The 23,552-nt window shown below is 64.9% G+C and carries 18 protein-coding genes; 15 read left to right on the top strand and 3 right to left on the bottom strand.

The window, feature by feature from the left end; genetic code table 11:
* Positions 1-55: 55 nt before the first annotated feature.
* The 10 genes from AACI_RS10570 to purK all read left to right on the top strand — a co-directional run bounded on the left by AACI_RS10570 (position 56) and on the right by purK (position 12,873).
* Positions 56-1,480, top strand: a complete 1,425-nt coding sequence (locus AACI_RS10570) for an NAD-dependent malic enzyme (RefSeq protein ID WP_012811411.1) — start codon at positions 56-58, stop codon at positions 1,478-1,480.
* Between the two features lie 164 nt (positions 1,481-1,644).
* A complete protein-coding gene (locus tag AACI_RS10565) occupies positions 1,645-2,712 on the top strand; it encodes a helix-turn-helix domain-containing protein (RefSeq protein WP_245530557.1) in 1,068 nt (355 codons plus the stop codon).
* Between the two features lie 86 nt (positions 2,713-2,798).
* The gene (locus tag AACI_RS10560; RefSeq protein WP_012811409.1) at positions 2,799-3,953 is read left to right on the top strand and encodes an ABC transporter ATP-binding protein; all 1,155 of its coding nucleotides are present in this window, start codon (positions 2,799-2,801) and stop codon (positions 3,951-3,953) included.
* Between the two features lie 18 nt (positions 3,954-3,971).
* Entirely contained in the window at positions 3,972-4,235 is a 264-nt protein-coding gene (locus AACI_RS10555) for an HPr family phosphocarrier protein (protein WP_012811408.1), read from the top strand.
* Positions 4,236-4,399: 164 nt separating this feature from the next.
* A complete protein-coding gene (locus AACI_RS10550; RefSeq protein WP_012811407.1) occupies positions 4,400-6,166 on the top strand; it encodes a methyl-accepting chemotaxis protein in 1,767 nt (588 codons plus the stop codon).
* Positions 6,167-6,287: 121 nt separating this feature from the next.
* Positions 6,288-9,008, top strand: coding sequence for a phosphoenolpyruvate carboxylase (gene ppc / locus AACI_RS10545; protein ID WP_012811406.1), 2,721 nt, complete (start codon positions 6,288-6,290; stop codon positions 9,006-9,008).
* 89 nt (positions 9,009-9,097) lie between these two features.
* A complete protein-coding gene (gene pfkA / locus AACI_RS10540; RefSeq protein ID WP_035468902.1) occupies positions 9,098-10,057 on the top strand; it encodes a 6-phosphofructokinase in 960 nt (319 codons plus the stop codon).
* Between the two features lie 51 nt (positions 10,058-10,108).
* Positions 10,109-11,176 carry a class I fructose-bisphosphate aldolase gene (locus tag AACI_RS10535; RefSeq protein ID WP_012811405.1) on the top strand — a complete coding sequence of 356 codons (1,068 nt, stop codon included), beginning with the start codon at positions 10,109-10,111 and terminating at the stop codon, positions 11,174-11,176.
* 25 nt (positions 11,177-11,201) lie between these two features.
* A complete protein-coding gene (purE, locus tag AACI_RS10530) occupies positions 11,202-11,714 on the top strand; it encodes a 5-(carboxyamino)imidazole ribonucleotide mutase (protein ID WP_012811404.1) in 513 nt (170 codons plus the stop codon).
* Positions 11,686-12,873 (top strand): 5-(carboxyamino)imidazole ribonucleotide synthase, encoded by a 1,188-nt coding sequence (gene purK / locus AACI_RS10525; RefSeq protein WP_012811403.1) that lies wholly within the window; start codon positions 11,686-11,688, stop codon positions 12,871-12,873. Before purE ends, purK begins: the two co-directional genes overlap by 29 nt.
* 48 nt (positions 12,874-12,921) lie before the next feature.
* On the opposite strand, the gene AACI_RS17125 is transcribed toward purK, so the two are convergent.
* Entirely contained in the window at positions 12,922-13,056 is a 135-nt protein-coding gene (locus AACI_RS17125) for a hypothetical protein (RefSeq protein WP_008337629.1), read from the bottom strand.
* 239 nt (positions 13,057-13,295) lie between these two features.
* Here AACI_RS17125 and pheS point away from each other — a divergent pair, with 239 nt between their 5' ends.
* The 4 genes from pheS (at position 13,296) to AACI_RS10505 (ending at position 17,669) form a co-directional block, all read left to right on the top strand.
* Positions 13,296-14,294 (top strand): phenylalanine--tRNA ligase subunit alpha, encoded by a 999-nt coding sequence (gene pheS / locus AACI_RS10520; RefSeq protein ID WP_049763350.1) that lies wholly within the window; start codon positions 13,296-13,298, stop codon positions 14,292-14,294.
* Between the two features lie 25 nt (positions 14,295-14,319).
* The gene (gene pheT, locus AACI_RS10515) at positions 14,320-16,731 is read left to right on the top strand and encodes a phenylalanine--tRNA ligase subunit beta (RefSeq protein ID WP_012811401.1); all 2,412 of its coding nucleotides are present in this window, start codon (positions 14,320-14,322) and stop codon (positions 16,729-16,731) included.
* A gap of 105 nt (positions 16,732-16,836) precedes the next feature.
* Positions 16,837-17,124 carry a cell division protein ZapA gene (locus AACI_RS10510; protein WP_008337626.1) on the top strand — a complete coding sequence of 96 codons (288 nt, stop codon included), beginning with the start codon at positions 16,837-16,839 and terminating at the stop codon, positions 17,122-17,124.
* Entirely contained in the window at positions 17,121-17,669 is a 549-nt protein-coding gene (locus tag AACI_RS10505) for a CvpA family protein (RefSeq protein WP_012811400.1), read from the top strand. The genes AACI_RS10510 and AACI_RS10505 overlap by 4 nt, the downstream gene beginning before the upstream one ends.
* A gap of 48 nt (positions 17,670-17,717) precedes the next feature.
* Here the strand turns inward: AACI_RS10505 and AACI_RS10500 are convergent, their stop codons facing one another.
* Positions 17,718-18,068: a phage holin family protein gene (locus AACI_RS10500; RefSeq protein ID WP_012811399.1), complete on the bottom strand. Its 351-nt coding sequence runs from the start codon at positions 18,066-18,068 to the stop codon at positions 17,718-17,720.
* A 101-nt stretch (positions 18,069-18,169) separates the two neighbouring features.
* On the opposite strand from AACI_RS10500, the gene AACI_RS10495 reads away from it, so the two are divergent.
* The gene (locus AACI_RS10495; protein ID WP_012811398.1) at positions 18,170-20,500 is read left to right on the top strand and encodes an endonuclease MutS2; all 2,331 of its coding nucleotides are present in this window, start codon (positions 18,170-18,172) and stop codon (positions 20,498-20,500) included.
* A gap of 13 nt (positions 20,501-20,513) precedes the next feature.
* Here the strand turns inward: AACI_RS10495 and AACI_RS10490 are convergent, their stop codons facing one another.
* Positions 20,514-23,324 carry a transglycosylase domain-containing protein gene (locus tag AACI_RS10490; protein WP_245530555.1) on the bottom strand — a complete coding sequence of 937 codons (2,811 nt, stop codon included), beginning with the start codon at positions 23,322-23,324 and terminating at the stop codon, positions 20,514-20,516.
* Positions 23,325-23,552 lie beyond the last annotated feature (228 nt).

Raw genomic sequence — 23,552 nt, 5'->3', positions numbered from 1 at the left:
CAAGCGTCTGTTACACTAGGCGTATCCAGCCGAGACGGCGAAGAGGAGGTCGCGCATGGAGTTTCAGCGGAGTGGCATCAGTCTGATTTATCGACTGGAGATCGCCAATAAGGGCAACACGTTTGCGAAGGTGGCGAGCCTGGTCGGGAACGCTGGAGGCGATATTGCTGCGGTCGACGTGATCCGCGTGACGCAGGACGTGGTGGTGCGAGACGTGACCATCAACGTGGCGAATCGCGAGCATGGCCGCCAGATCGCCGAGTTGCTCGACGCGGAGCCGGGGATCCACGTGGTGGCGGTGTCCGACCGGACCTTCCTCGTTCACTTGGGCGGCAAGCTCGAAGTTGTGCCGAAGATCCAGGTGAAGAACCGCGAGGATCTTTCGCGCGTGTACACGCCGCACGTGGCGCGCGTGTGCGAGGCGATTCACGAGGACCCGTCCAAGGCGTTCCAACTGACCATCAAGCGCAACACGGTGGCCGTGGTCTCGGACGGCACGGCGGTGTTGGGCCTCGGGGACATCGGCCCGTACGCGGCGATGCCGGTCATGGAAGGCAAGGCCATGCTGTTCAAACAGTTCGCAGGCGTGGACGCGTTCCCCATCTGCCTCGACACGAAGGATCCGGACGAGATCGTCGAGACGGTGAAGCGCATCGCGCCGGCGTTTGGCGGCATCAATCTGGAGGATATCTCGTCTCCGAGATGCTTCTATATCGAGGAGCGGCTGAAGCAGGAGCTCGACATCCCTGTCTTCCACGACGACCAACACGGGACGGCGGTCGTCATGCTGGCCGGCCTGATGAACGCGGCGAAGCTCGTCGGGAAGAAGCTTCAGGACCTCAAGGTCGTGATCGTCGGCATCGGCGCTGCGGGCGTGGCCTGCACGAAAATGCTCTTGTCCGCCGGTGTGAAAAACATCATCGGCGTCACGCTGGAGGGCATCCTGCACCGCGGCAAGCAGTACGACAACGAGATCTGGAATTGGTACAAGGAGCACACGAATCCGGACAACATCACGGGCACGCTGGACGACGCCATCGTGGGCGCGGACGTGTTCATCGGCGTGTCGGGACCTGGCGTGCTGACGGTCGATCACATCAAGAAGATGGCGCCCGATCCGATTGTCTTCGCGATGGCCAACCCGACGCCGGAGATCGAGCCGGAACTGGCGGCTCCCCATGTGCGCGTGCTCGCCACCGGTCGATCCGACTACCCGAACCAGATCAACAACCTCCTCTGTTTCCCGGGCATGTTCAAGGGGGCGCTGGCGGCGCGCGCGTCGACCATCAACGAGGAGATGAAGCTCGCGGCTGCGCAGGCCATTGCTTCCATCATCCGTGAGAACGAGTTGCGCGAGGACTACATTATTCCGTCTGTCTTTAACCAAGCGGTTGTTCAGCGAGTCGCGGACGCGGTCGCCGATGCCGCCCGCCGAACGGGCGTGGCGCGCCGCGAAGTGATGCCGAAGGACAACTATTGATTCCGTTCCGCATCGAGCGGACGGAGCCTGTCGAGGGACGACCGGGCGCGAGCGGGGTGCAAGAGCCCCGCTCGCCATGTTTTCTGAGGCGTGTGCGGCTGGGCGCAGGCGTGCTAGAATCGATGGAAAATGCCAACGTTCTACGTGTGGGAGCCAAGATGAACATGGAATTCCAAGCGGAGTTGGTGTCGCGGTTCTTTGGCGCCCTGGGAAAGTCCTGCGCGTGGGTCCCGTGGACACCGTCGCTTCCTAACGCCCCCATCGGTGAATGGGTGGAGGGTCCGGAGGGTGCGTTCTACATGCGCGTCCGGGACGATCTCGGCGTCGACGGAACGTCGCTCGCGCCAGGCGAACGCGCGTTTTTGACATGGGCCTTGTCTTCGTCGCCTGGGCAAGGGGATGCCGAGCCCATGGCGCGTCTGCGCCGGTGCCCCGCGCGCGATCTCGTCGCCGCCGCCGCAGGGCGGGCGTGTGCAGAGCCGATTCGCCAGGCGGCGGCATCCGTGCCCCTCTCCGCGTATCCGGCTCACCTGGTGGCCATCGAGTGGTCGACGCGCGTGGGCGGGGCGTCGGAGCATCGAGAGAGCGCCGACATGGTGAAGAAGGTCACCGAGGCGTACGTCGAGGTCGAGGCTTGGCGACTGTCCCCCCACATTCCTCTGGCCATCGCTTCGGTCGCAAGAGCCGCGCTTCGCCACGCCTGGCTGTCCCTTGGGCACGCGGAGATGGACGTCCGCGGGATTTCGGCGCTGGCGGCGCAGCTCGCGAACGCGTTGCGAAGTGAAGCGATGATCGACGCGCGCGTGGCCGTCTCGGGCGTGATTCGAACGCCGCAGGACGCGGCGGCTGGTGTGGCGATGCTCGAACTTGCGCGGCGAGAGGCGGTCCGGCGAAACACGGAGGCCGTGGTGTTTGGCGACGACCCTGTGCGGATGGCCCTTCTGTGGCTCGATGAGCCCTCGAGAGCTGCCTTTTTGCGATCCGTCTCGGCCATCTCGGAGGAAGAAACCAAGCATTGGCCCGAGGGCTGGGGCGAGATCGCCGAGGCCATGGTGCGTTCCAACCTGAACATCAGCGAGGCGGCGCGATCGCTCTACATGCACCGGAACACGCTGCTCGCGCGAATCGAGAAACTGCGGGAAATCTCGGGCTTGGACGTTCGCCGGGGCACCGACGCGTTTGCCCTCTTCGCCGCGGGGGCGCTTCTTCAGGGTCAATCTGCACTCGATTAGGCGCAGGGTCTGTACAAGTTGCACATGGCCATCGTGAAAGCGTTTTGCTACGCTCGGTATGAGCATTCTGACAGGGAGTTGATAGCGTGGCTCGCGTGTTGCTCGAGCACATTTACAAGACCTACCCCGGCCAGACGGAGCCGACGGTGAAGGACTTCAACCTCGACATTCAGGACAAGGAATTCACCGTGTTCGTCGGCCCCTCCGGCTGCGGCAAGACGACGACGCTTCGCATGATCGCTGGACTCGAGGACATCACGGAGGGCAACCTGTATATCGGCGATCGCCGCGTGAACGACGTGCCGCCGAAGGATCGGGACATTGCGATGGTGTTCCAAAACTACGCGCTCTATCCCCATATGACGGTGTATCAGAACATGGCGTTCGGCCTGAAGCTGCGCAAGGTGCCGAAGGCCGAGATCGACCGGCGGGTGCAGGAGGCGGCGAAGATCCTCGACATCGCGCACCTGCTCGACCGGAAGCCGAAGGCGCTCTCCGGCGGTCAGCGCCAGCGCGTGGCGTTGGGTCGCGCCATTGTGCGCGAGCCGCAGGTGTTCCTGATGGATGAGCCGCTGTCGAACCTGGACGCGAAGCTGCGCGTGCAGATGCGCGCGGAGATCCGCAAGCTCCATCAGCGCTTGCAAACGACCGTCATTTACGTTACACATGATCAGACGGAAGCCATGACGATGGGCGATCGCATCGTGGTCATGCGCGACGGCGTCATCCAGCAGGCGGATACGCCGCAGGTCGTGTACTCCCAGCCGAAGAACATGTTTGTCGCCGGCTTCATTGGGTCTCCTGCCATGAACTTTATTCGCGGCGAGATCGTGCAGGACGGCGATGCGTTCTACTTCCGCGCGCCTTCCATTTCGCTGCGCCTGCCGGAGGGCCGCTACGGCGTGCTGAAGGCGTCGGGGGCCATTGGGAAGCCGGTCGTGCTCGGCGTGCGGCCGGAAGACCTGCACGATGAGGAAGTGTTCATGACGACGTATCCCGACTCCGTGCTGCAGATGCAGGTGGAAGTCGTGGAACACATGGGCTCGGAGGTCTATCTGCACACGAGTATCGGGCCGAACACGATCGTCGCGCGCGTGAACCCGCGCCACGTCTACCACGTCGGAAGCTCGGTCAAGCTCGCGATTGACTTGAACAAGATCCACATCTTCGACGCGGAGACGGAGGAGTCCATCGGCTTCGCCGCAGGTCCTGCGGGTGAACGTCAAGAAGCTTTGGTGTGATGTCGAGGTGTTGATGACATGGTGGAGAAGGTCCTGACCGTCAATCTTCCTCAGGGGCTCGCGGCGCGGCCAGCGGCGGAGTTTGTCAAGCGGGCGTCATCGTTTTCCAGTCAGATTCGGATTGGGAAAAACGGTCATTTCGTCGATGCGAAGAGCGTCCTCGGCGTGATGTCCATGGCCATTGCGCGCGGGGAATCGGTCACCCTGCAGGCCGAGGGGAGCGACGCAGAGCGGGCGGTAGAGACACTCGCGGAATTGCTGTCGCGCGATACGTTCGAGTGAACGCCTTGACGGATCCGAGCCCGGCGCCACGCGGCGTCGGGCTTGAATCGTGTGAGGCGGTGAGGAGGAATTTCGGCGGTCATCCCGAATAGGTGGAGAGGGCTCGATGGCACGCCGGGCATCGGTCCGGTGGCGTCGACGAATCGTTCGGTTGGAGGTCCGCCATGTCCACCTATGACGACATCCCAGCGCGCGCAGACACGCGCCTTCACAAGCTCGGTCAGCGGTTCGTGGATCTGTTGCCGACGCTGAACATTCGTCAAAAGTTCCTCGTCAATACCGGCCTCGTGACCCTCCTTCTCGTCGCCCTCGGCGTCGTGAACGGCATCCTGGTCAGCCAACTGCACCAGTCGGTTCGAAAGCTCGAGCAGGCGGACACGGTGCTGAACCTCATTCGGCAGTTTGATGACGACATCGTGACCGCGGACAACGACGCGGCGCTTTATCTGCTCACGCCGAACGGCGACAACGCGCAGTTCAACCTTCAGGACTACCAGAACGATCTCGCGCGCGTGCAACAGGATCTGAGCGTCTTGCAGCGCGAACCCGTCAATGCCACCGACAAGGCCATCCTCGACCTGTTCCAGTCGGAGTGGCAGCAGATCTTGGATCAAAATGAGACCGCTTTCCGCCTAGCGTCGACGAGCCTGTCCGACGCGCAGGCGATGTTCACCAACAACACGCTGCAGCCCTTGATCCAGAGCCTGTCGGAGTTCACACAGGACGAGCAGGCGGTCAAAAACGCGGCCGCCGCGAACGTCAATCGCCTGCTCGTGCAGACCTTCGTCTGGAGCACGGCCGTGGCACTGGTCGCCATCGCGATAGGCCTCGCCGGGAGCGCGACGCTGGCCATCACGATATCGGGGCCCATCATTCGGCTCCGCCAGATGGCGCTCAAGGTGTCGCAGGGCGACCTGCGCGTTCGGCCCGTCGAAGTGCGCACGCGCGACGAGATCGAAGATCTCGCGCGCGTCTGGAACGACCTCGTCGGCAACCTGAGGGCGCTCATCGGCGCCATCGCGGGGGCTTCCGAACACGTGGCGACGAGCGCCGAAGAGCTGTCGGCGAGTTCGGACGAACTGATGCGCGCGACGGCGGAGATCGCGCGGTCCATTGAGCAAGTGGCGGCCGGCGCCGAGGAGCAGATGAAGCAGATCGAGGACACGTCCGCCGCGGTCTCGCAGGTGCAGGGCGAGATCGGCAAGGTGTCGCGCCTCGCGGAAGATTTGCACGAGACCGCCGAGCGCACCGATGGCGAAGCGGAGGCGGGAACGCAGGTCATGGACGCGATGGCGCGTCAGATGGAGGCCATCCGGCAGCGCGCCGCCGATGCCGCGGAGGTCATGCGCAGGACGGCGGAGGCTTCGGAAAGCGTTCGGCAGATTGTCGCGGCCATCATGCACATCGCCGACGAGACCAATCTCTTGGCGCTGAACGCGGCCATCGAGGCCGCGCGCGCGGGCGATCACGGCCGGGGGTTCGCCGTCGTCGCGGACGAGGTCAGGAGCCTGTCCAAGGCGTCCGCGGATGCGGCGCGCGAAATTCACGGCATTGTCGATCGCGTCGTTCGCTCCATGAACGAGGTGGCCCAATCCATTCAGGCGGTCACCGCGGAAGTGGACGCCGGCGCGGCGGTTGCCGACGAGACCAAGCGGACGTTCGCGCGGATCAGGACCTCCATGGCGGAGGTGGCGTCGCGCGTCGAAGAGGTCGCGGACGCCACCAAAACCATCGTCGCCCAGGCGGATCACATGTCGAGCGACATGGCCGTGGTGGTGGAACTGGCGCAACAGGCGGCCCGCGAGTCGGAGAGCGTGGTGGCGGCTTCTCAGCAACAGGCGAGCTCGATGCAAGAAATTGCGTCCACCGCCGCATCGCTCAGCGCGCGAGCGCAGGACCTGCAGTCGCTCATCGGCCGTTTTCAGATCTAGGGCGAAGTTTCTCAGTTTTGGGACGAGCGTTCGTTGCGCGAAGCTTCGGCCCGTTGTAACCTGATACGGAGACCATAGAGAAAATCGACACTCGGAGTGGAGAGGACAGGAGGGTATCTCGTTGGCGAACGACGCACCCTTGCACCGGGACATACGCGTCCTCGGGGATTTGTTGGGAGAAGTGCTGGTCGAGCAGTGCGGCCGGCGCGTCTTCGATCACGTCGAATCCATTCGCCTCGCTGCCAAGGCCTTTCGCGCGGACCCGTCGCCCGAAACGCGCGCGGCGCTGCAGGCGGCCGTGTCCGCCGTGGAGCCCGAGCACCGGAACGACGTGATTCACGCGTTTTCGGTCTACTTTCAGTTGGTCAACCTCGCGGAGCAAAACCACAGGCTTCGCCGCCACCGAGATTACGATCGCTCGCAACAGGTGCTGCGCGGGTCGTTTCGCGAAACCATGCGCACCCTGGCCGATCGCGGCATGACCGCCGACGACATTGAGTCCCTGCTTCGGGAGGTCGGGATCGAGCTCGTGCTCACCGCGCATCCCACCGAGGCGCTGCGCCGCACCGTGCTCGACAAACACACGAAGATCGCGGCTTTCCTCGAGGACATGGACGATCCGCGCAAGACGCCGAGAGAGCTCGACGTGCTGCGCGAGCGAATTCGCACCGAGATCGTCGCGCTGTGGCAAACGAGATCGGTGCGCAAGCAGCGCATCACCGTGCTGGATGAGGTCCGAAACGGGCTGTACTTTCTGGACCAGATCCTGTTCGACGTCCTTCCTCGCGTGCATCAAAAGCTCGAACAGGCGGTCGAGGAACAGTTTGGTCGTCAGCTTCTCGAACTGCCCCCGCTTATTCGCTTCGGCTCGTGGATGGGGGGCGATCGCGACGGCAATCCGAACGTCACGTCCGACATCACCTGGCAGACGCTCGTCCTCCACTGCGATCTCGCCCTCAACAAATATGAGCAAAAGTTGCGAGAACTCGGGCGCGATCTGAGCGTGTCCGTGGACCGGGCGGGCGCGGACGAGGATCTCCTGGCTTCCCTGGGAGGCGAAAACGACGAGCCGTACCGGGCGCTCATCAACCGGATGCTGGAGCGGCTCGCCAACACGCGGCGCCGGCTGCACGGGGAGCGGGTGGACGGTCCCGATTACGCGTCACCCGAAGCGATGATGGAGGACGTCGAACGGATGGCGAGATCGCTCGCGCATCACCGGGGCCAGCGCATGGTGGATGCGTGGTTGCGCCCGTTCCTGCTGCAGCTTCGCATCTTCGGCTTCCACATGGTGACGCTCGACATCCGTCAGCACTCCGGCGTTCATGAGCAGGCGGTGGCGGAGCTCTTGCAGACGGCGGGCCTCGTGGACGACTACACGTCGCTTGGCGAGGAAGAGCGCGTGCGCGTCCTGTCCGAATGCCTTGCGTCGCCGCGCCCCATTCGCAATCCGTATCACGTGTACTCCGATGTCACCACGGAGGCGCTCGCGGTCCTCGACTGCGTGCGGCGAGGGCACGAGACCTTCGGGCCTCGCTGCGTGCAGGACTACCTCATTTCCATGACGCAAGGCGCGAGCGACCTGCTTGAGGTGTTGCTCTTGGCGAAGGAGTCCGGCTTGTTCGGCTGGCCGGACGGGCCGATGGCGCCGCCCAAGAGCGACTTGAACGTCGTTCCGCTGTTTGAGACCATCGAGGACCTGGAGTCCGCGGCGGGGATCATGCGGTCGCTGTTTGAAAACCCCGTGTATCGGCGTCACCTGGAGATGCGCGGCTGGCAGCAGGAGATCATGCTCGGGTATTCCGACAGCAACAAGGACGGCGGCTATCTCACCGCCAACTGGTCGCTGTACATGGCTCAAAAGCACCTGATTCGCCTGGCGGAAGCGTACGGCGTGCGCATCAAGTTCTTTCACGGCCGGGGCGGCGCGCTGGGGCGAGGGGGCGGTCCCGTGGAGCAGAGCATTCTCGCCCAGCCCACGGAGGCGCTCCGAGGGCACGTGAAGATCACGGAGCAGGGCGAGGTCATCTCGCAGCGGTATGGACACCCGGGCATCGCCGAACGCTCGCTTGAGTCCTCGGCGGCGGCTGTGCTGGTGGGCGCCACGCGAGAGGACAGCGAGGAGTGGGCAGAGCGCCATCCGAGGTGGTTTCGGCTTTTGGACCGAGCGTCGGAAATCAGCTTCCGCGCCTACCGGAAGCTGGTCTTCGAGCATCCCGCGTTCCTCGAGTATTTCCATCGGGCGACGCCCATTGACGAGATCGGCAAGATGAACATTGGGTCGAGGCCTTCGCGGCGCTCGCAGTCGGCGCGAATCGAGGACCTGCGGGCCATCCCCTGGGTGTTCTCGTGGACGCAGAGCCGCCACCTGCTGCCCGCCTGGTACGGCTTCGGCAGTGCGATAGAGGCCATCATGCGGGAGGACCCTCGCGCGCTTGAAGACCTTCGCCGCATGTACGAGGTGTGGCCGTTCTTCCGGACGCTGGTCGACAATCTTCAGATGGCGCTCGCCAAGGCGGATATGCTCGTGGCGAAGGAATACGCGCAGTTGGCGGGGGAGGCGGGAGAGGCCGTCTTTCCGCTGATTGAGGAGGAGTACGCGCGCACGGAGCGCGCCGTGCTCGACATCACGGGCTACCGGCAGCTTCTCGACAACAGGCCGGTCATACGGGAGTCCATCTCGCTTCGCAACCCGTATGTCGATCCGCTGTCGTTCTTCCAGGTGCGCCTGTTGGCCGATCTGCGCACGGACAACCTGTCGCCCGAAGAGCGCGAGGCGGAGCTGGCCGACGCGCTGCAGACCATTAACGGCATCGCCGCGGGCCTGCGCAATACCGGCTGAGAGCCGAGGAGGCCGCACTCGAGCGCAGTTCATTGCGCAAATCGCGATCGTCGTCTACCATGAAGGTGTCCTCGTTGGGGGTGTTGGCCATTCAAAAGATAGGCGTTTTGACGAGCGGGGGCGACGCGCCTGGCATGAACGCGGCCATCCGCGCCGTGGTCCGCACGGCCATCTACCACGGCCTGGAGGTCGTCGGCATTCGCAGGGGGTACGCGGGCTTGTTGGACGGGGATTTTCGTCCGATGCCCATCGAATCCGTCGGCGACATCATTCAGCGCGGCGGAACCTGCCTGTTTACGGCGCGTTGCAAGGAGTTCATGACCGAAGAGGGGCAGAGGCGCGGGTATGAGCGGCTCGTCGAGGCCGGGATTGAGGGTCTCGTCGTGCTCGGGGGAGACGGATCGTTTCGAGGCGCCAAGCGCCTGAGCGAGCTGGGCATTCCCACGGTCGGAGTGCCTTGCACCATCGACAACGACATCGGCGCGTGCGACGCAAACATCGGCTTCGACACGGCGGTGCAGACGGTGATTCAGGCCATCGATAAAATCCGCGACACGGCCACGTCGCACGAGCGGACGTATGTCATTGAGGTCATGGGTCGGCACGCCGGGCATATCGCGCTGGCGGCCGGGCTCGCGGGCGGCGCGGAGAGCGTGCTGATCCCTGAGGTCCCGTTCAACCTCGAGGATGTGGTGGCGAAGCTGCAGCGCGGCGTGGCCCGGGGCAAGAAACACTCCATCATCGTGGTGGCGGAAGGCGCGGCGCGCGCGGTGGATGTCGGGCACTACATCGAGGAGAAGACCGGGTTTGACACGCGCGTGACCGTGCTCGGGCACGTCCAGCGCGGTGGCGCGCCAACAGCGTCCGATCGCGTCCTCGCCAGCCGCTTGGGCGCTTTCGCAGTCGAACTCCTCCTCAAAGGCGAGACCGCGGTCATGGCCGCCACGCAGAACGGGGCGCTCGTGGCGGTGCCGTTTGACGAGGTGTTTGCGGCCGTGCGCCAGCCTGCGCAGGAACTTTGCGAGCTGGCCGAGATTCTATCCAACTAAGTGGGATGGCTCCGCTGTGGGGCACCCAACCAACGCCAGGGGGTCGATTGCGTGATCGAAAAAATTCGCGAGTATCTGGGCGCGGAAGCGGACTATCTGCTGAATCACGAGTGCAAGACCATTCCGAAGGAGCGGCTCACGCCGCCGTCGCCGACGTCCGTGGACGACGTGTTCCTGTATTCCAACCGGAACAATCAGGTCCTTCGTTCTTTGCAGTGGTTGTTGTCCTCCGGGCGGCTCGTCGGGACGGGATACGTGTCCATCCTGCCGGTGGATCAGGGCATCGAGCATTCGGCCGGCGCGTCGTTCGCCAAGAATCCGGACTACTTCGACCCAGAGAACATCGTCAAGCTCGCCATCGAGGGCGGTTGCAACGCCGTGGCGTCGACGCTCGGCGTGTTGGCCTTGACCAGCCGCAAATACGCACATAAAATTCCTTATATTGTAAAGATCAACCACAACGAGCTGTTGACCTATCCGAACAAGTACGATCAGATCATGTTCGCGTCGGTCAAGCAGGCGTGGGATCTCGGTGCGGTGGGCGTCGGCGCGACCATCTACTTCGGCTCGCCCGAGTCCACGCGCCAGATCCAGGAGGTCAGCGAGGCGTTCCAGCTGGCACACGAGCTCGGCATGTTCACCGTGCTCTGGTGCTATCTCCGCAATCCCGCGTTTGTCAAAGACGGCGTCGATTATCACACGGCGGCCGACCTGACCGGCCAGGCCAACCACTTGGGCGTGACCATCGAGGCGGACATCGTGAAGCAAAAGCTTCCGGAGGTCAATGGCGGGTATCAGGCGCTCAACATGGGCCAGTCGAGCTACGGCAAGATCGACAAGCGCGTGTACACGGAGCTCACGAGCGATCACCCCATCGATCTCGCCCGCTATCAGGTGGCCAACGGGTTCATGGGCAAGATTGGGCTCATCAGCTCCGGCGGTGCGTCGGGAGAGAACGACTTCGCCGAGGCGGTCCGCACCGCGGTCATCAACAAGCGCGCGGGCGGCATGGGGCTCATCTCCGGCCGCAAGGCGTTCCAGCGCCCGATGGCGGAGGGCGTGAAGCTGTTGAATCTCATTCAGGACGTGTATCTGTGCAAGGACGTCACCCTTGCCTGATGCAGCGAGCGCGAGGAGGATGGGTATGGCGCAGCCGCGCGTCGGCGTGATCATGGGCAGCCAGAGCGACTGGGAGACGATGCGCCACGCGTGCGCCGTGTTGGACGAGCTCGGGATCCCGCACGAGCGCAGGGTGGTCTCGGCGCACAGGACGCCGGATTTCATGTTCGAATACGCGGAGTCCGCGCGGGATCGCGGCATTCAGGTCATCATCGCCGGGGCGGGGGGCGCCGCTCACCTGCCCGGCATGGTGGCGTCCAAGACGACCTTGCCGGTGATCGGCGTGCCCGTGCAGACGTCGGCGCTCGGCGGCCTCGACTCGCTCTTGTCCATCGTGCAGATGCCTGGCGGCGTGCCGGTGGCCACCATGGCCATCGGCCGCGCAGGGGCGGTTAACGCGGGGCTCATGGCCGCGCGCATTCTCGCGGTGACGGACGCCGAGATCGCCGCTCGATTGGAAGCGCGCCAACAATCCATCCGCGACGAGGTGCTTCAGGGGGGCGATCCGGGTGCAGACACGTCCGCTGAAACCCACTGACGCCGTCCTGCCGCCTGCCACCATCGGCATTCTCGGCGGCGGCCAGTTGGGCCGCATGATGGCCCTCGCCGGGCGGCACATGGGGTACCGGTTTCGCGTGCTGGATCCCACGCCGGACGCGCCCGCGGCCCAGGTCGCGGACGGTCAGGTGGTCGCGGCGTACGACGACGTGGACGCCGCGCGGAGGCTCGCGTCGCAGTGCGATCTCGTCACGTACGAATTTGAAAACGTGAGCGCCGCCGTCGCCGACGCGCTGGCCGAGACCTGTGACGTGCCCCAGGGCAGCGAGCTGTTGGCGATTTGTCAACACCGCGTGCGAGAAAAATCGACGCTTGCGCAGCACGGCCTTCCGGTCACGCCCTTTGCGCCCATTTCGTCCATGGGCGATCTCGACGAGGCGCTCGAGCGATTCGGCGAGCGGATGGTGGTCAAAACGTGTCGGGGAGGGTACGACGGCAAGGGCCAGTGGATGGTCCGGTCGCGAGAAGATGTGGAGAAGCACGCGCAGGACTGGGCACGAGCCATGGACCACCACCGAGCCGCGGGTTTTGACGACCAGCCGCTGATTGCGGAGGCGTACGTGCCGTTTGAGGGCGAGCTCTCCGTGATTGTCGCGCGCAATCGGAGGGGCGAGGTGCGGGCCTTTCCGCCGGCCGAGAACATTCACAAGCGGCATATCCTCCACATGTCCATCGTGCCGGCGCGGTATCCGGAGGACGTGATCGCGCGCGCAGAGGACATCGCTCGGCGGGTGGCGGAAGCGCTCGGCGTCATCGGCCTGATTGCGGTCGAGATGTTCGTGACTCAGGGCGGGGAGCTCCTGATCAACGAACTCGCGCCTCGCCCGCACAACTCGGGTCACTACACGCTCGACGCGTGCGCGACGAGTCAGTTCGAGCAGCATGTGCGCGCCATTTGTAACCTGCCGCTCGGTGACGTGACGCTGTATTCGCCTGTGGTGATGGTCAACGTCCTCGGGCAGCACGTCAAGCCCCTGCTCGCGCGGATGAGCGGCCTTCCGTCCTGTGTGAAGGTGCATCTGTACGGCAAGGCGGAGGCGAAGCGGGATCGCAAAATGGGCCACGTGAATATTGTGGTGGATGAGGTGGCGCGGGCGCTCCAGTGGATCGAGGCGTCTGGCGTGTGGGCCGATGTGTGAGGAGCGCCAAGGGGAGCGGGTGCGCTTCCCTTGGCGGCCGGATGAGCCTCAGTACACGACAGCCGGAGCCGTGCTGGTGGTGGTTGCCACGGCGCCGTAAGCGGGAACGAGCAGGAAGAAGAGCACGAAGATGATCAGGAATACCACTGCCCACTGCGTGTAACCGCCGAAAATCCCGTACATGCGCATGCGCCTCCTTTGAACGTTGGCGGCTGCCCGAGGCGGGCGGCCGGTCAATGCTACGATATGGCTGGGTTGACGAAACCACCACGGCGTTCACCCAGATGGCGCGGAGCAATTCGTCGCACAGGCGAGTTGCTTCTTTGTGTTGTGAGGTCAGGCGGCTCGATGAGCGGCGTGAGGAGGATGACGGGTTGAGCGACACCTGGAGACATGAGTTGGAGGCGATCCGCGAGCAGGCCATGGCGTCCCTCGCGCTCGCCTCGGACTCGAAGGCGCTGAACGACTGGCGGGTCGAGGTTCTCGGCAAGAAGAGCGCGCTCGGCCAGATGTCGAAAGCGATGGGGGGACTGGCCCCCGAGGACCGGCGCGTGCTCGGCGAGGCGTTGAATCGCATTCGCCAGGAGCTGGAGCAAGCGTGGCGCTCGAGGCAGGCCGAAATCGAGGCCAAGGAGAAGGCCCTTCGGCTCGAGCGCGAGCGGATCGATGTCACGCTGCCGGGTCGGGACGTGCCGCTCGGCGCGATGCACCCCATTTCGCGCGTGATCGAGGAGATCGAGGACATCTTTGTGAGCCTCGGGTTCTCCGTCGTGGAAGGTCCCGAGGTCGAGACCGACCATTACAACTTTGAACTGCTCAACATTCCGAAAGATCACCCGGCGCGCGATATGCAGGATACGTTCTATCTGACGGACGAGTGGCTGCTTCGGACGCACACGTCCCCCATGCAAGTCCGGACGATGGAGCGCATGCGGGGGCGGACGCCGATTCGCGTGATTGTGCCTGGCCGCGTGTATCGCCGCGACGAGGACGACGCGACGCACTCGCACCAGTTCACGCAGATCGAGGGCCTCGTCGTGGACGAGGGGATTCGCATGTCGGATCTGAAGGGGACGCTCGAGGCGTTCGCCAAAGCGCTGTTCGGCCCTTCTCAGCGCGTTCGGCTGCGCCCGAGCTACTTCCCGTTCACCGAACCGAGCTGTGAGGTCGATCTCGTCTGCGTCTCGTGCGGCGGCAGTGGATGCCGCATGTGTAAAGGGACCGGGTGGATCGAGATCCTCGGCGCGGGCATGGTGCACCCGCGCGTGCTCGACATGTCGGGTTACGACAGCGCGCGCTACACCGGTTTCGCCTTTGGCCTCGGCGCCGAGCGCATCGCCATGCTGCGGTACGGCATTTCCGACATTCGCATGCTGTACCAGAACGACCTGCGCTTCTTACGACAGTTCCGTCACGCCTGACGCGTGCCGATAAGGGAGTGGCAATGTGAGAGCATCGTACAAATGGCTGGCCGAATATCTCGATCTCGCGGGCCTATCGCCGGCTGAACTCGCGGATCGCCTGACGAGCGCGGGGCTTGCCGTGGACGCGGTCGATCCCTTGAATCGCGGCGTGGAGGGGGTCGTGATCGGCAAGATTCTGGAGGTGCGGCCGCATCCCCAGGCGGATCGGCTGAAGGTTTGCCGCGTGGACGTGGGCGGCCGACAGCTCGAAATCGTCTGCGGGGCGCCGAATGCCGCGCCGGGGCTCGTGGTGCCGGTCGCGCTGCCCGGGGCGAAGCTGCCGGGCGGCGTGGAGATCCGGATTGCCGAGTTTCGCGGCGTGTCCTCGCACGGCATGCTGTGTTCGGCGGACGAGCTCGGAATCGAGACTCGGTACCTGCCCAAACGGGACGTGGAGGGGCTGTTCGTCCTTCCGGAGGACCTGCCGCTCGGCGAGGACGTCGTCCCGCATCTTCACCTGGACGACGTCGTGCTCGATCTCGACCTCACGCCCAACCGAAGCGATTGCCTGTCCATCCGCGGCTTGGTGCACGAGCTTTCGGCGATCCTCCGGCGGCCGCATCGATTCCCTGCGTCGGTTCCGGCGCCCGCCGCCGAGGGGGAATCCCCGCTCCAGGTGCGTCTCGAGACGCCGCGGTGCCCGCGATACGAAGCCCAACTCCTGGAAGGCGTCGAGGTCCGGGAAACGCCGCTCTGGATGAAGATGCGGCTTTTGGCCATGGGCGTCCGTTCTATCGATCTCGTCGTCGACGTGACGAACTACGTGATGCTCGAATGGGGCCAGCCTCTGCACGCGTTTGACGCGGACGCCATCGCCCACGCCACCATCGTCGTCCGACAGGCGAGAGAGGGCGAGCGCCTCGTGACGCTCGACGGCCAGGAGCGCGCGCTCACGCCCGACATGATCGTCATCGCGGACCCGGAGAAGGCTATCGGGCTCGCGGGCGTGATGGGCGGGGAGAACAGCGAAATCGGCCCTTCGACCCGGCGCATTGCGCTTGAATCCGCCCGCTTCGACGGCGCCTCCATCCGGAGAACGGGCCAGGCCCTCTCGCTTCGCTCGGAGGCGCAGCAACGGTTCGAAAAAGGCGTTGATCCGGCGGCCGTCTCGAGCGCGTTGCACCGGGCGACCGAGCTCCTCGTTCAACTCGCGGGATCGCGCCCCGTCGGCGCGCCACGCCGCGTCCCGGCGCAGGCAGACGTGTCGAAACCGACCGTCATCTCCTTCTCACCGCGGGCGTGTGCTCGGTTCCTCGGCGTGGACGTGCCCGAGGAAGAGATGCGCGCGTGCTTCGAGTCCCTCGGCTTTGACGTCACGCAAGGCGAAAACGAGTGGCGCGTGGAAGTGCCGACGCGGCGCCCGGATGTGCAGTTGCCAGCCGATTTGTACGAGGAAGTGGCTCGGCTCTACGGGTATGATCACATCCCCGCCACGTCCATGCGGTTGCCGGTGGAAGCGCCGGAGTCGTCGGGCCAGCTCATGCTTGTGCGCAAGGTGAGGCGCGCGCTCGTCGATTGGGGGCTTCACGAGGTGAGGACGTACGCGCTCACGTCGCCCGAGGCCGAAGCGCCGGTCGCGCCGAGCGGGGTGCCGGTGCCGCTTCTGCGGCCCATGTCCGACGACCGCCGCACCTTGCGCCGCCACCTGTTGCCGAGCCTCGCGGAGGTGGCGCGGCACAACCTCGCGCATCAGGTGTTGGGCGGTGCAATCTTTGAGGTGGGAAAAGTGTTTCTGGCGGCCTCCTGGCCCCAGGAGGCGTTGCCGGAGGAGCGCGCTGTCCTCGGCATGCTGTGGTTCGGCGAGCCGGAAGGCGATCCCTTCGAGCGCCCGCGCCGCTACGACTTCTACGATGCGAAGGGCGTGTGCGACGCGCTTCTCGCGCGCCTCGGCATCCAGGCGACTTATCGAGTCAGCCAGCATGCGTATCTCCATCCCGGCCGCCAGGCGTCCATTGAAGTGAACGGTGAGCCCGTCGGGCTCGTCGGGGAACTTCATCCCGACGTCGGCGAGGCCTACGAGGTCGAGCGCGCTGTGTACGCGGAGTTCGATCTCGGCCGCCTGTTATCGCTCGCCTCTTCGGAGGTGCGCGTGCTCCCCATCCCGCGCCATCCCGCGAGCCGCCGCGATCTCGCCGTCGTGGTGCCGCGCGAACTCGAGTCGCAGGCGCTGGTCGATGCGGCGTGGCGGACGCTTGGCGATCGCGGCGATCTGCGCTTGGTCCGCGTTTTCGACGTGTACACGGGCGTCGGCGTTCCGGAAGGTCACAAAAGCCTGGCGGTCGCGCTCTGGTTCCAGCGCGACGAGCGCACGCTGACGGACGCCGAGATCGACGAAGCGGTGGAGGCGGTGCTCCGCGCTTGGGAGGCGGCCTTCGGCGCGAAGCTTCGCGCGTAACCACGGCGACCGAGAAGCAGGAGATCTGGATATCGGCGAGAAATGTTGTACGAAAGGATTCCGGCGGCCGTTCTTGCGCTGCCATGATGGAAAGGCGGGACATGGATGGACAACAACCAAGAAGGCGCAAAGGTCAATCGCGTGAAGGTGGTCATCCATGGCGTCGAATACACGGTGCGCGGGACGAGTCCGGAGGAGCGAATCCAAGAAGTGGCCAAAATGGTGGATCGGACGATGAACGAGATCGCCGCCACGGCCTCCTACATGGATGAGCGTCGGATCGCCGTGTTGGCCGCGCTCAACTTGGCCGACGAGCTTTACGAGCTGCGAAAGGATTACAAGGAGCTGTTGGCGCTGCTCGAAGAGCAGACGGGAGGCCGTTCGTCGTCGTGACGTGGGACGCGCTCGATCTCGCCCTGGCGGCGGTCCTCTTGCTCGGCGCCGTGAACGGGTATCGCCTCGGTTTGGTTCGACAGGTCATGCGGCTTTTCGGAGGGGTCATCGCGTACCTCGTGTCGTATTGGGCGAGGCCGTACGTCGCCCCCGCTATCGCCCACCTGGGTCTGCCTTCCGGCGCGTCGCCGTCTCCGCTCGCCTCGTTCGTGCTGGGCAATTTGTCGGGTGCCATCTCGTTTGCCGTCGTGTTTGTTGTCGTGTTTCTCATGTTGCGGTACGCGGCAGGGCTCGTGGACGCGCTGTTCAGCCTGCCGGTGCTGTCGGCTCTGAATCGAATGGCGGGTCTCCTCGCGGGTTTGCTCCTGTCGGCCGTGTTTGTGTACGTGATCGCGCTGGTATTGCCGTACGTGAGAACCCCCGCTGTGGAACGGCAGGTGGCGAGATCGGCCATTTGCCGCGCGCTCGACAGCCGTTCCTTGGATCGAGCTGTGGCGGCGTGGCTCACGGCCGTCTTGCCGGGGAAAGAGAAGACGAGCGCATGATACGGGCGCAGGCGATACGACCTGCGCCCAATGCCGTCAATCCGGCCTTTACTCCTCGTGTCGACTGCCGCGGAGGCTCGTCGGTACGAAGAGATCAATGATCCCGATGACGAGCGACGCCAACAGGGCGCCGAGGATGCTCGCGTGCATGCCGGGGACGATGAGCTGCGCGACGTAGATGACGATCGCGCCGCAGATGAACCCGATGATGCCGCGGCCATAGGGCGAGATGCGGCGGCCGAAGATGGCCTCCATCGCCATGCCGAGCAACGTGATGACGATGGCGGCGAGAATGGCGTGCCAAAAGCCCATCACTCGGAATCCGGGCACGATGTGGCCCACGAACAGGAGCACGAGAGCGGACACGATAAATCGGACGACGTGGCCAAGCACGTTCATGGAAATCCCCCCTTCTGAGCTATAGCATCGTTCGGGAGACGCCACCCTATGTGGTAAGATTCAGTGGGAATTTTGGATTCAAGTGTATAGGAGTGCGGGACATGGACGAACGCGCGCTGGACGCGTTGGAATACGAAGATGTGCGCGGCGAGATCGCCAAGTGTGCGCAGACGTCGCTCGGGCAGGCGCGCGCGAGCGCCATGGTGCCCTTTGCGGAGCGCGCCGACGCGGAAGCGGAACTCGCGCGCCTGGATGAGGCGGTTCGCATGCTGTATCGCGTCGGGGCGCCGCCTTTCGCCGGGATTGAGTCCCTCGAGGAGGTTGTGCAGCGAGCGCGCCGCGGGGGCACCATCTCGGCCGACGAAGCGAATCGGCTCGCCCGATGTATTGCCGGGATGCGGGCGATGCGGCAATTCGTGGAGCGGGCGGCCGAAGGCGGCGATTTTCCTCTTTTGGCGAGCTCCGTCGCGCCCATGGCGGATCTGCGCAGGACGGAGCAGGAAATCCGTCAAGTGGTGGACGAGGACGGCCAGGTGATCGATCACGCGAGCCCGACGCTTCTCCGCTTGCGCGACGAGAAGCGGCGCCGGGAAGCGGAGATTCGCACCGTCCTGGATCGGCTGCTCCGCACGCAGGCGAAATATCTGCAGGAGCCTGTGATCGCGATGCGCGGCGAACATTACTGTCTGCCGGTGCGCGTGGAGCACAAGAGCCAGATCCCCGGGATGGTGCGAGACGTGTCCTCGTCGGGATCGACCGTGTTCATCGAGCCGCGCGCCATCGTGGAGTTGAGCGAACGGGTGCGCGAGCTTGAGGTGCTCGAGGAGCGCGAGGTGGAGCGGCTCCTGTACCAGCTGGCGGCGGCTGTGGCGCAGGTGGCCGACGACTTCTTGCGCAACCTGAACGTGGCCGCGGAGATGGACTTCGTCTTCGCCAAGGCGGCGTATGCGCGGCGCGTGGACGGAAAGCGGCCGCGGCTGACGGACGGCGTATGGCGGCTTCACGGCGCTCGGCATCCCAAGCTTCATCGAGACGCCGTGCCTATCGACGTCGAACTCGGTGATCGGTTCCGACTGCTCATCATCACGGGGCCGAACACGGGCGGGAAGACGGTGACGCTGAAGACCATCGGTCTGCTCACGCTGATGGGCATGTCGGGGCTGTTTTTGCCGACCAAGCGGGAGAGCGACATTGGCTTCTGCCGGCACGTGTTCGTCGACATCGGGGACGAGCAGAGCATTGAACAGAATCTGTCCACGTTTTCGTCGCACATGCGGCGGATCATCGACATGCTCGAGCGCGTGACGCCAGACAGCCTTGTGCTCTTGGACGAGCTCGGGGCGGGAACCGATCCGGCCGAAGGTTCTGCGCTTGCCATCGCCATCTTGGATCACCTCACGTCCGTCGGCGCCCGCGTCGTGGCCACCACGCACTACGCGGAACTCAAGGGCTACGCCTTCCGCAATCCGGCGGCCGAAAACGCGAGTATGGAATTTGACGTGGAGACGCTGCGGCCGACGTACCGCCTGCTGATGGGGGTGCCGGGCCGCTCGAACGCGCTCGCCATCGCGGAACGGCTCGGTATGCCGAAGGAGATTCTCGAGCGGGCGAGATCGCACGTGGCGGAATCCGACATCCACGTGGAAGACCTCATCGGCAAGCTCGAGGCCGCGAGCCGGGAAGCGGAGCGGATGAGGGACGAGGCCGAGCAGGCGCTCCGGGAAGCTCGCGACCAAGCAGCCGATCTCGCGCGCCAGAAGGCCGCATGGGAGGCTTCGAAGGACTCGATGCGGGAACAGGCCGCGCGCGAAGCGCGCGAGGTCATCGAGCGTGCGCGGCGCGAGGCGGATGCCGTGATCCGGGAGATTCGGAGCCTGCGCGATAGGGCCGCCGTCAAAGATCACGAGCTGGTCGAGCTGAGGAAGCGATTGGAGGCCGCGGAGCCGGGGGAGAAGCGCGCCGCGCCGAGACGGCGAGCGCAGGCCGAGGTGCGCCCTGGCCAACGCGTGCGCGTGTTGTCGTTGGGGCAAAAGGGCGACGTGGTGGAGGTGGCGCAGGACGGCCGAGCGGCGGTGGTGCAACTGGGCGCCATGCGGATGAAGGTCGATGCCCGCGACCTGGAAGTGGTGGGCGATGCGCAGCCAGCGGCGGCCCCTTCAGTGACGCGGCTCGGTGGTGCCAAAGACGTGCGGATGGAACTCGACGTGCGCGGCGAGACCGTGGACGACGCCATCAGCCGGATCGACAAGTACCTGGACGACGCCGTGGTTGCCGGCATCTCGCGCGTGGTCATCATCCATGGGAAGGGCACGGGCGCGCTCCGAAACGCCATCCGCCGGTACCTGCGCGATCATCCGCACGTGAAATCGAGCGAACCGGCCGGGCCGGGCGAGGGAGGCGATGGCGCGACCGTCGTCCACGTGCGAACGTGAAGCGCGCACCGCATCACGGCAGCCCGTTGGCCCACACGTCGGGCGCGTTCGACCCGCCGGTCGCACCGGGGTCGTTGGCACTCGCATGGTTGGCACTCTGATTCCCGCCGATCTCGCCCGGCGGCAGGAGAGGAACCGCGATGGCCCGGGACGGGGAAGACAGGGACAAATTGGACTCGGCGATGACCTCGTAATACACCACCGACGCGCCTTGGGGCGGCGACGGATCGACGAAGCTCGTCGACGTGCTCGTGCCGATCTTCTGGTACGGCTTGTCCACGCCAGTCGTGCGGTAGATGGCATACTGCGTCGCGCCGGGAACGCTGTTCCAGCCGAGCCACACTTCCGCGCCGTCGTAGTAACCGTAGAGGCCCGTGGGAGGTTGGAGTTGGGAAGCACTGAGCATGTCCGGCGCGGTGCCGGCGTCGAGCGGCGTGCCGCCCCGCGGATCGAGCGCCGATGGGAGAAGATAGGGCGTATCCGCGGTGACGCCGTTTGGGATTTTGTGCGCCCAGTCCACGATTCGCGACGTGGGCAGCTTGATGAACGTGCCCACCTCGACATCCGCGGCCGGCGTGCGCGTGGTCGCCAGCACTTTTTTCCCGCCCACCACGGTGTATTTGGCTTCCACCGCGACGTCGTCGTACGACGTGGGCTCGGTCCCTTGTACGAAGGGATCCGTCTCTGTGCCTCCGAACGCTCTTGACAGCGGGGTCGGCAGCAGGCCGCTGGTCGACGAGACGGTGCGAAACACAATGCCGGGCGGAACCGGCCACGGTTTTCTGGCGGGATGCGCCGCAAGGATGGGCGCCATGATGTCGCTCCAGAGCGTGAACTTCAGGTTGTAATTGGCCGGATCGATGGGCTCGTGGTTGTTGTATCCCATCCAGATGCCGGCTGTGTAATCCTGCGTGTAGCCGATGAACCAGCCATCTCCCAAGGAATCGGTGGTGCCCGTCTTGCCGGAGATGAACTGGCCCGGGAAGCGCGCGCCGACGGCCGTCGCCGTGCCTCCGGGATGGTACACGACATCGTGCAGCATGTTCGTGAGGATGTAAGCCGTCTGCGGCGTGAACACCTGATGCGTGGCCGGATCGACCTGGTACAGGACGCGGCCCGATTCGTCCGTGATCTGGCGGATGAGATAACTCTGGTGCCACACGCCTTGATTCGCGAACGTCGAGTACGCGCTCGTCATCTGCAGGACCGTCACGCCGTTGTCGAGCCCGCCGATGGCTGCGGCCAGGTGGTTCTCGTCGTCGGCGACGACGGTGGGCTGGCCGAGCCAGGTGGTGGCTCCTGGGCCGAGGCCCATCTTGCTGAGATAGGAGAATCCCACTTGCGGCGTGAGCACCGACAGCACGTCGATGGCGGGCACGTTCCGCGACTCGTACAGCGCGACGCGCGCCGTCATGAGCCCTGCGAAGCCCGGCTCGTCGTCGTGGGGCTCGTACGGCGGCTGACCGGCTGCGCCGGGAAAGCGCGTGGGCGCGTCGTACATTTCGGACGCCGCTGTGATCAGGCCGGTGTCGATGGCCGGCCCGTAGTCGAGGAGCGGCTTGATGGACGATCCCGGCTGCCGCGGAAGGTCGGCGTGATCGATGGCGTCGCGAAGGTAATCGCGCCCGCCGCCGACCGCGAGGACAGCGCCGGTGTGATTGTCCACGATGGCAAAGCCCGCCTCGTACAGGTCCGTTGCGGTCTTGCCGTTCGGCAGCCGGTAGGTTTTGTCCGTGCCCGCGAACAACTGAGGGTTGCTCAGCACGCGCTCGACGTCCTCCTGCATCGTCAGGTCGATGGTGGTGTAAATCTTGAGCCCCGCCACTGGAAGCGCCGACTCCGCCTCCTGGGCGTTGTCGTAAATGCCTGCGCGCACGAGATCCTGAATCACGAGCGGCTTGATCTCGTCCAGGAGCAAGTACGGATGCGCCGGAAGGCCGCTCATTGGCGGAGGTTTGAGCGTTTTCAGCACGTTCTCTCGATACGCCGCGTCATACTCCGCTTTGGAGATCATGTGATTGGCCAACATCTGGTCCAGGATGTAGTGCTGCCGCATCAGCGCGTGCTGTGGGAACTGGTAGGGCGAAAAATAGGACGGGTTGTTGGGCAGAGCCGCGAGCAGGGCGGCCTGCGCCAGGGTGAGCCGGTTCGGCTCCTTCCCGAACAGGATCTCGGATGCCCGCTTGACCCCGTACACCGTATCCGTGCCCATGCGCCCCATGTAGACCCAATTCATGTAGTCCGTCAGGATTTCGTCTTTGCTGAGGACGTGGGAGACTTCGAGCGCGAGCGCAATTTCCTGAATTTTTCGCTTCAGGGTCCGTTCCTGCTCCGGGAAGACCGCGAGCTTCACGGTCTGTTGGGTGATGGTGCTCGCGCCCGACTCGATGCGATGGCCCAGCAGATCCTGGAGAAAGGCGCGTCCCATGGCCATCGGATTGACGCCGATGTTGGTGAAGAACGTCTTGTCCTCGGCAGCGACGAACGCCTGCACGAGGTAGGGCGAAACCTGATTGAGCGACGCGATGGGCTGGCGGTCGCCGTCGCCGGCAAACTGGCCGATGACGCGGCCCTCATCGTCGTACACCACCGAAGCCGCGCTATTGTTTGTAAACGTCGCGGCGCTCACTTTCGGCAGCCCGCGAAGCATGGACGCCACGTAGCCGACGCCGAAAGCCGCGCCGAAACCGCACGCGCTGCCGACGGCGAGCAGTACGGCCCGAAACGTGTGGCGCAGCACCGGATGTCTGCGCTTGGAGCGCGCTTGCGCCGGTGGCTTGTCCGCGCGGTCCGTCGGACGGCGATTCTTGCCGTTCACACCCATCGCCCTCCTTTGTGGCACGATTATATCACACGACAAATTTGGACATCATGGTAGGTATTTCGCGTTCGGAACGTCGTTCGGGCCGTGATCGTTGTATCGTTAGCATGTGCGCCGCGAGGCGGAACATACCAGGCTTCAGCGGCGCGCGGCCGGTGAAAAACAGGCGGCGATATGCTATTGTGGGGACACCGAGTTTCGGCGCTGGAGGCGCCGAGACGGGACACTCTA

Origin of the sequence: Alicyclobacillus acidocaldarius subsp. acidocaldarius DSM 446 (genome assembly GCF_000024285.1) — a bacterium.
Taxonomy (GTDB): Bacteria; Bacillota; Bacilli; order Alicyclobacillales; family Alicyclobacillaceae; genus Alicyclobacillus; species Alicyclobacillus acidocaldarius.
This window is presented reverse-complemented; position numbering and strand designations above follow the sequence as displayed.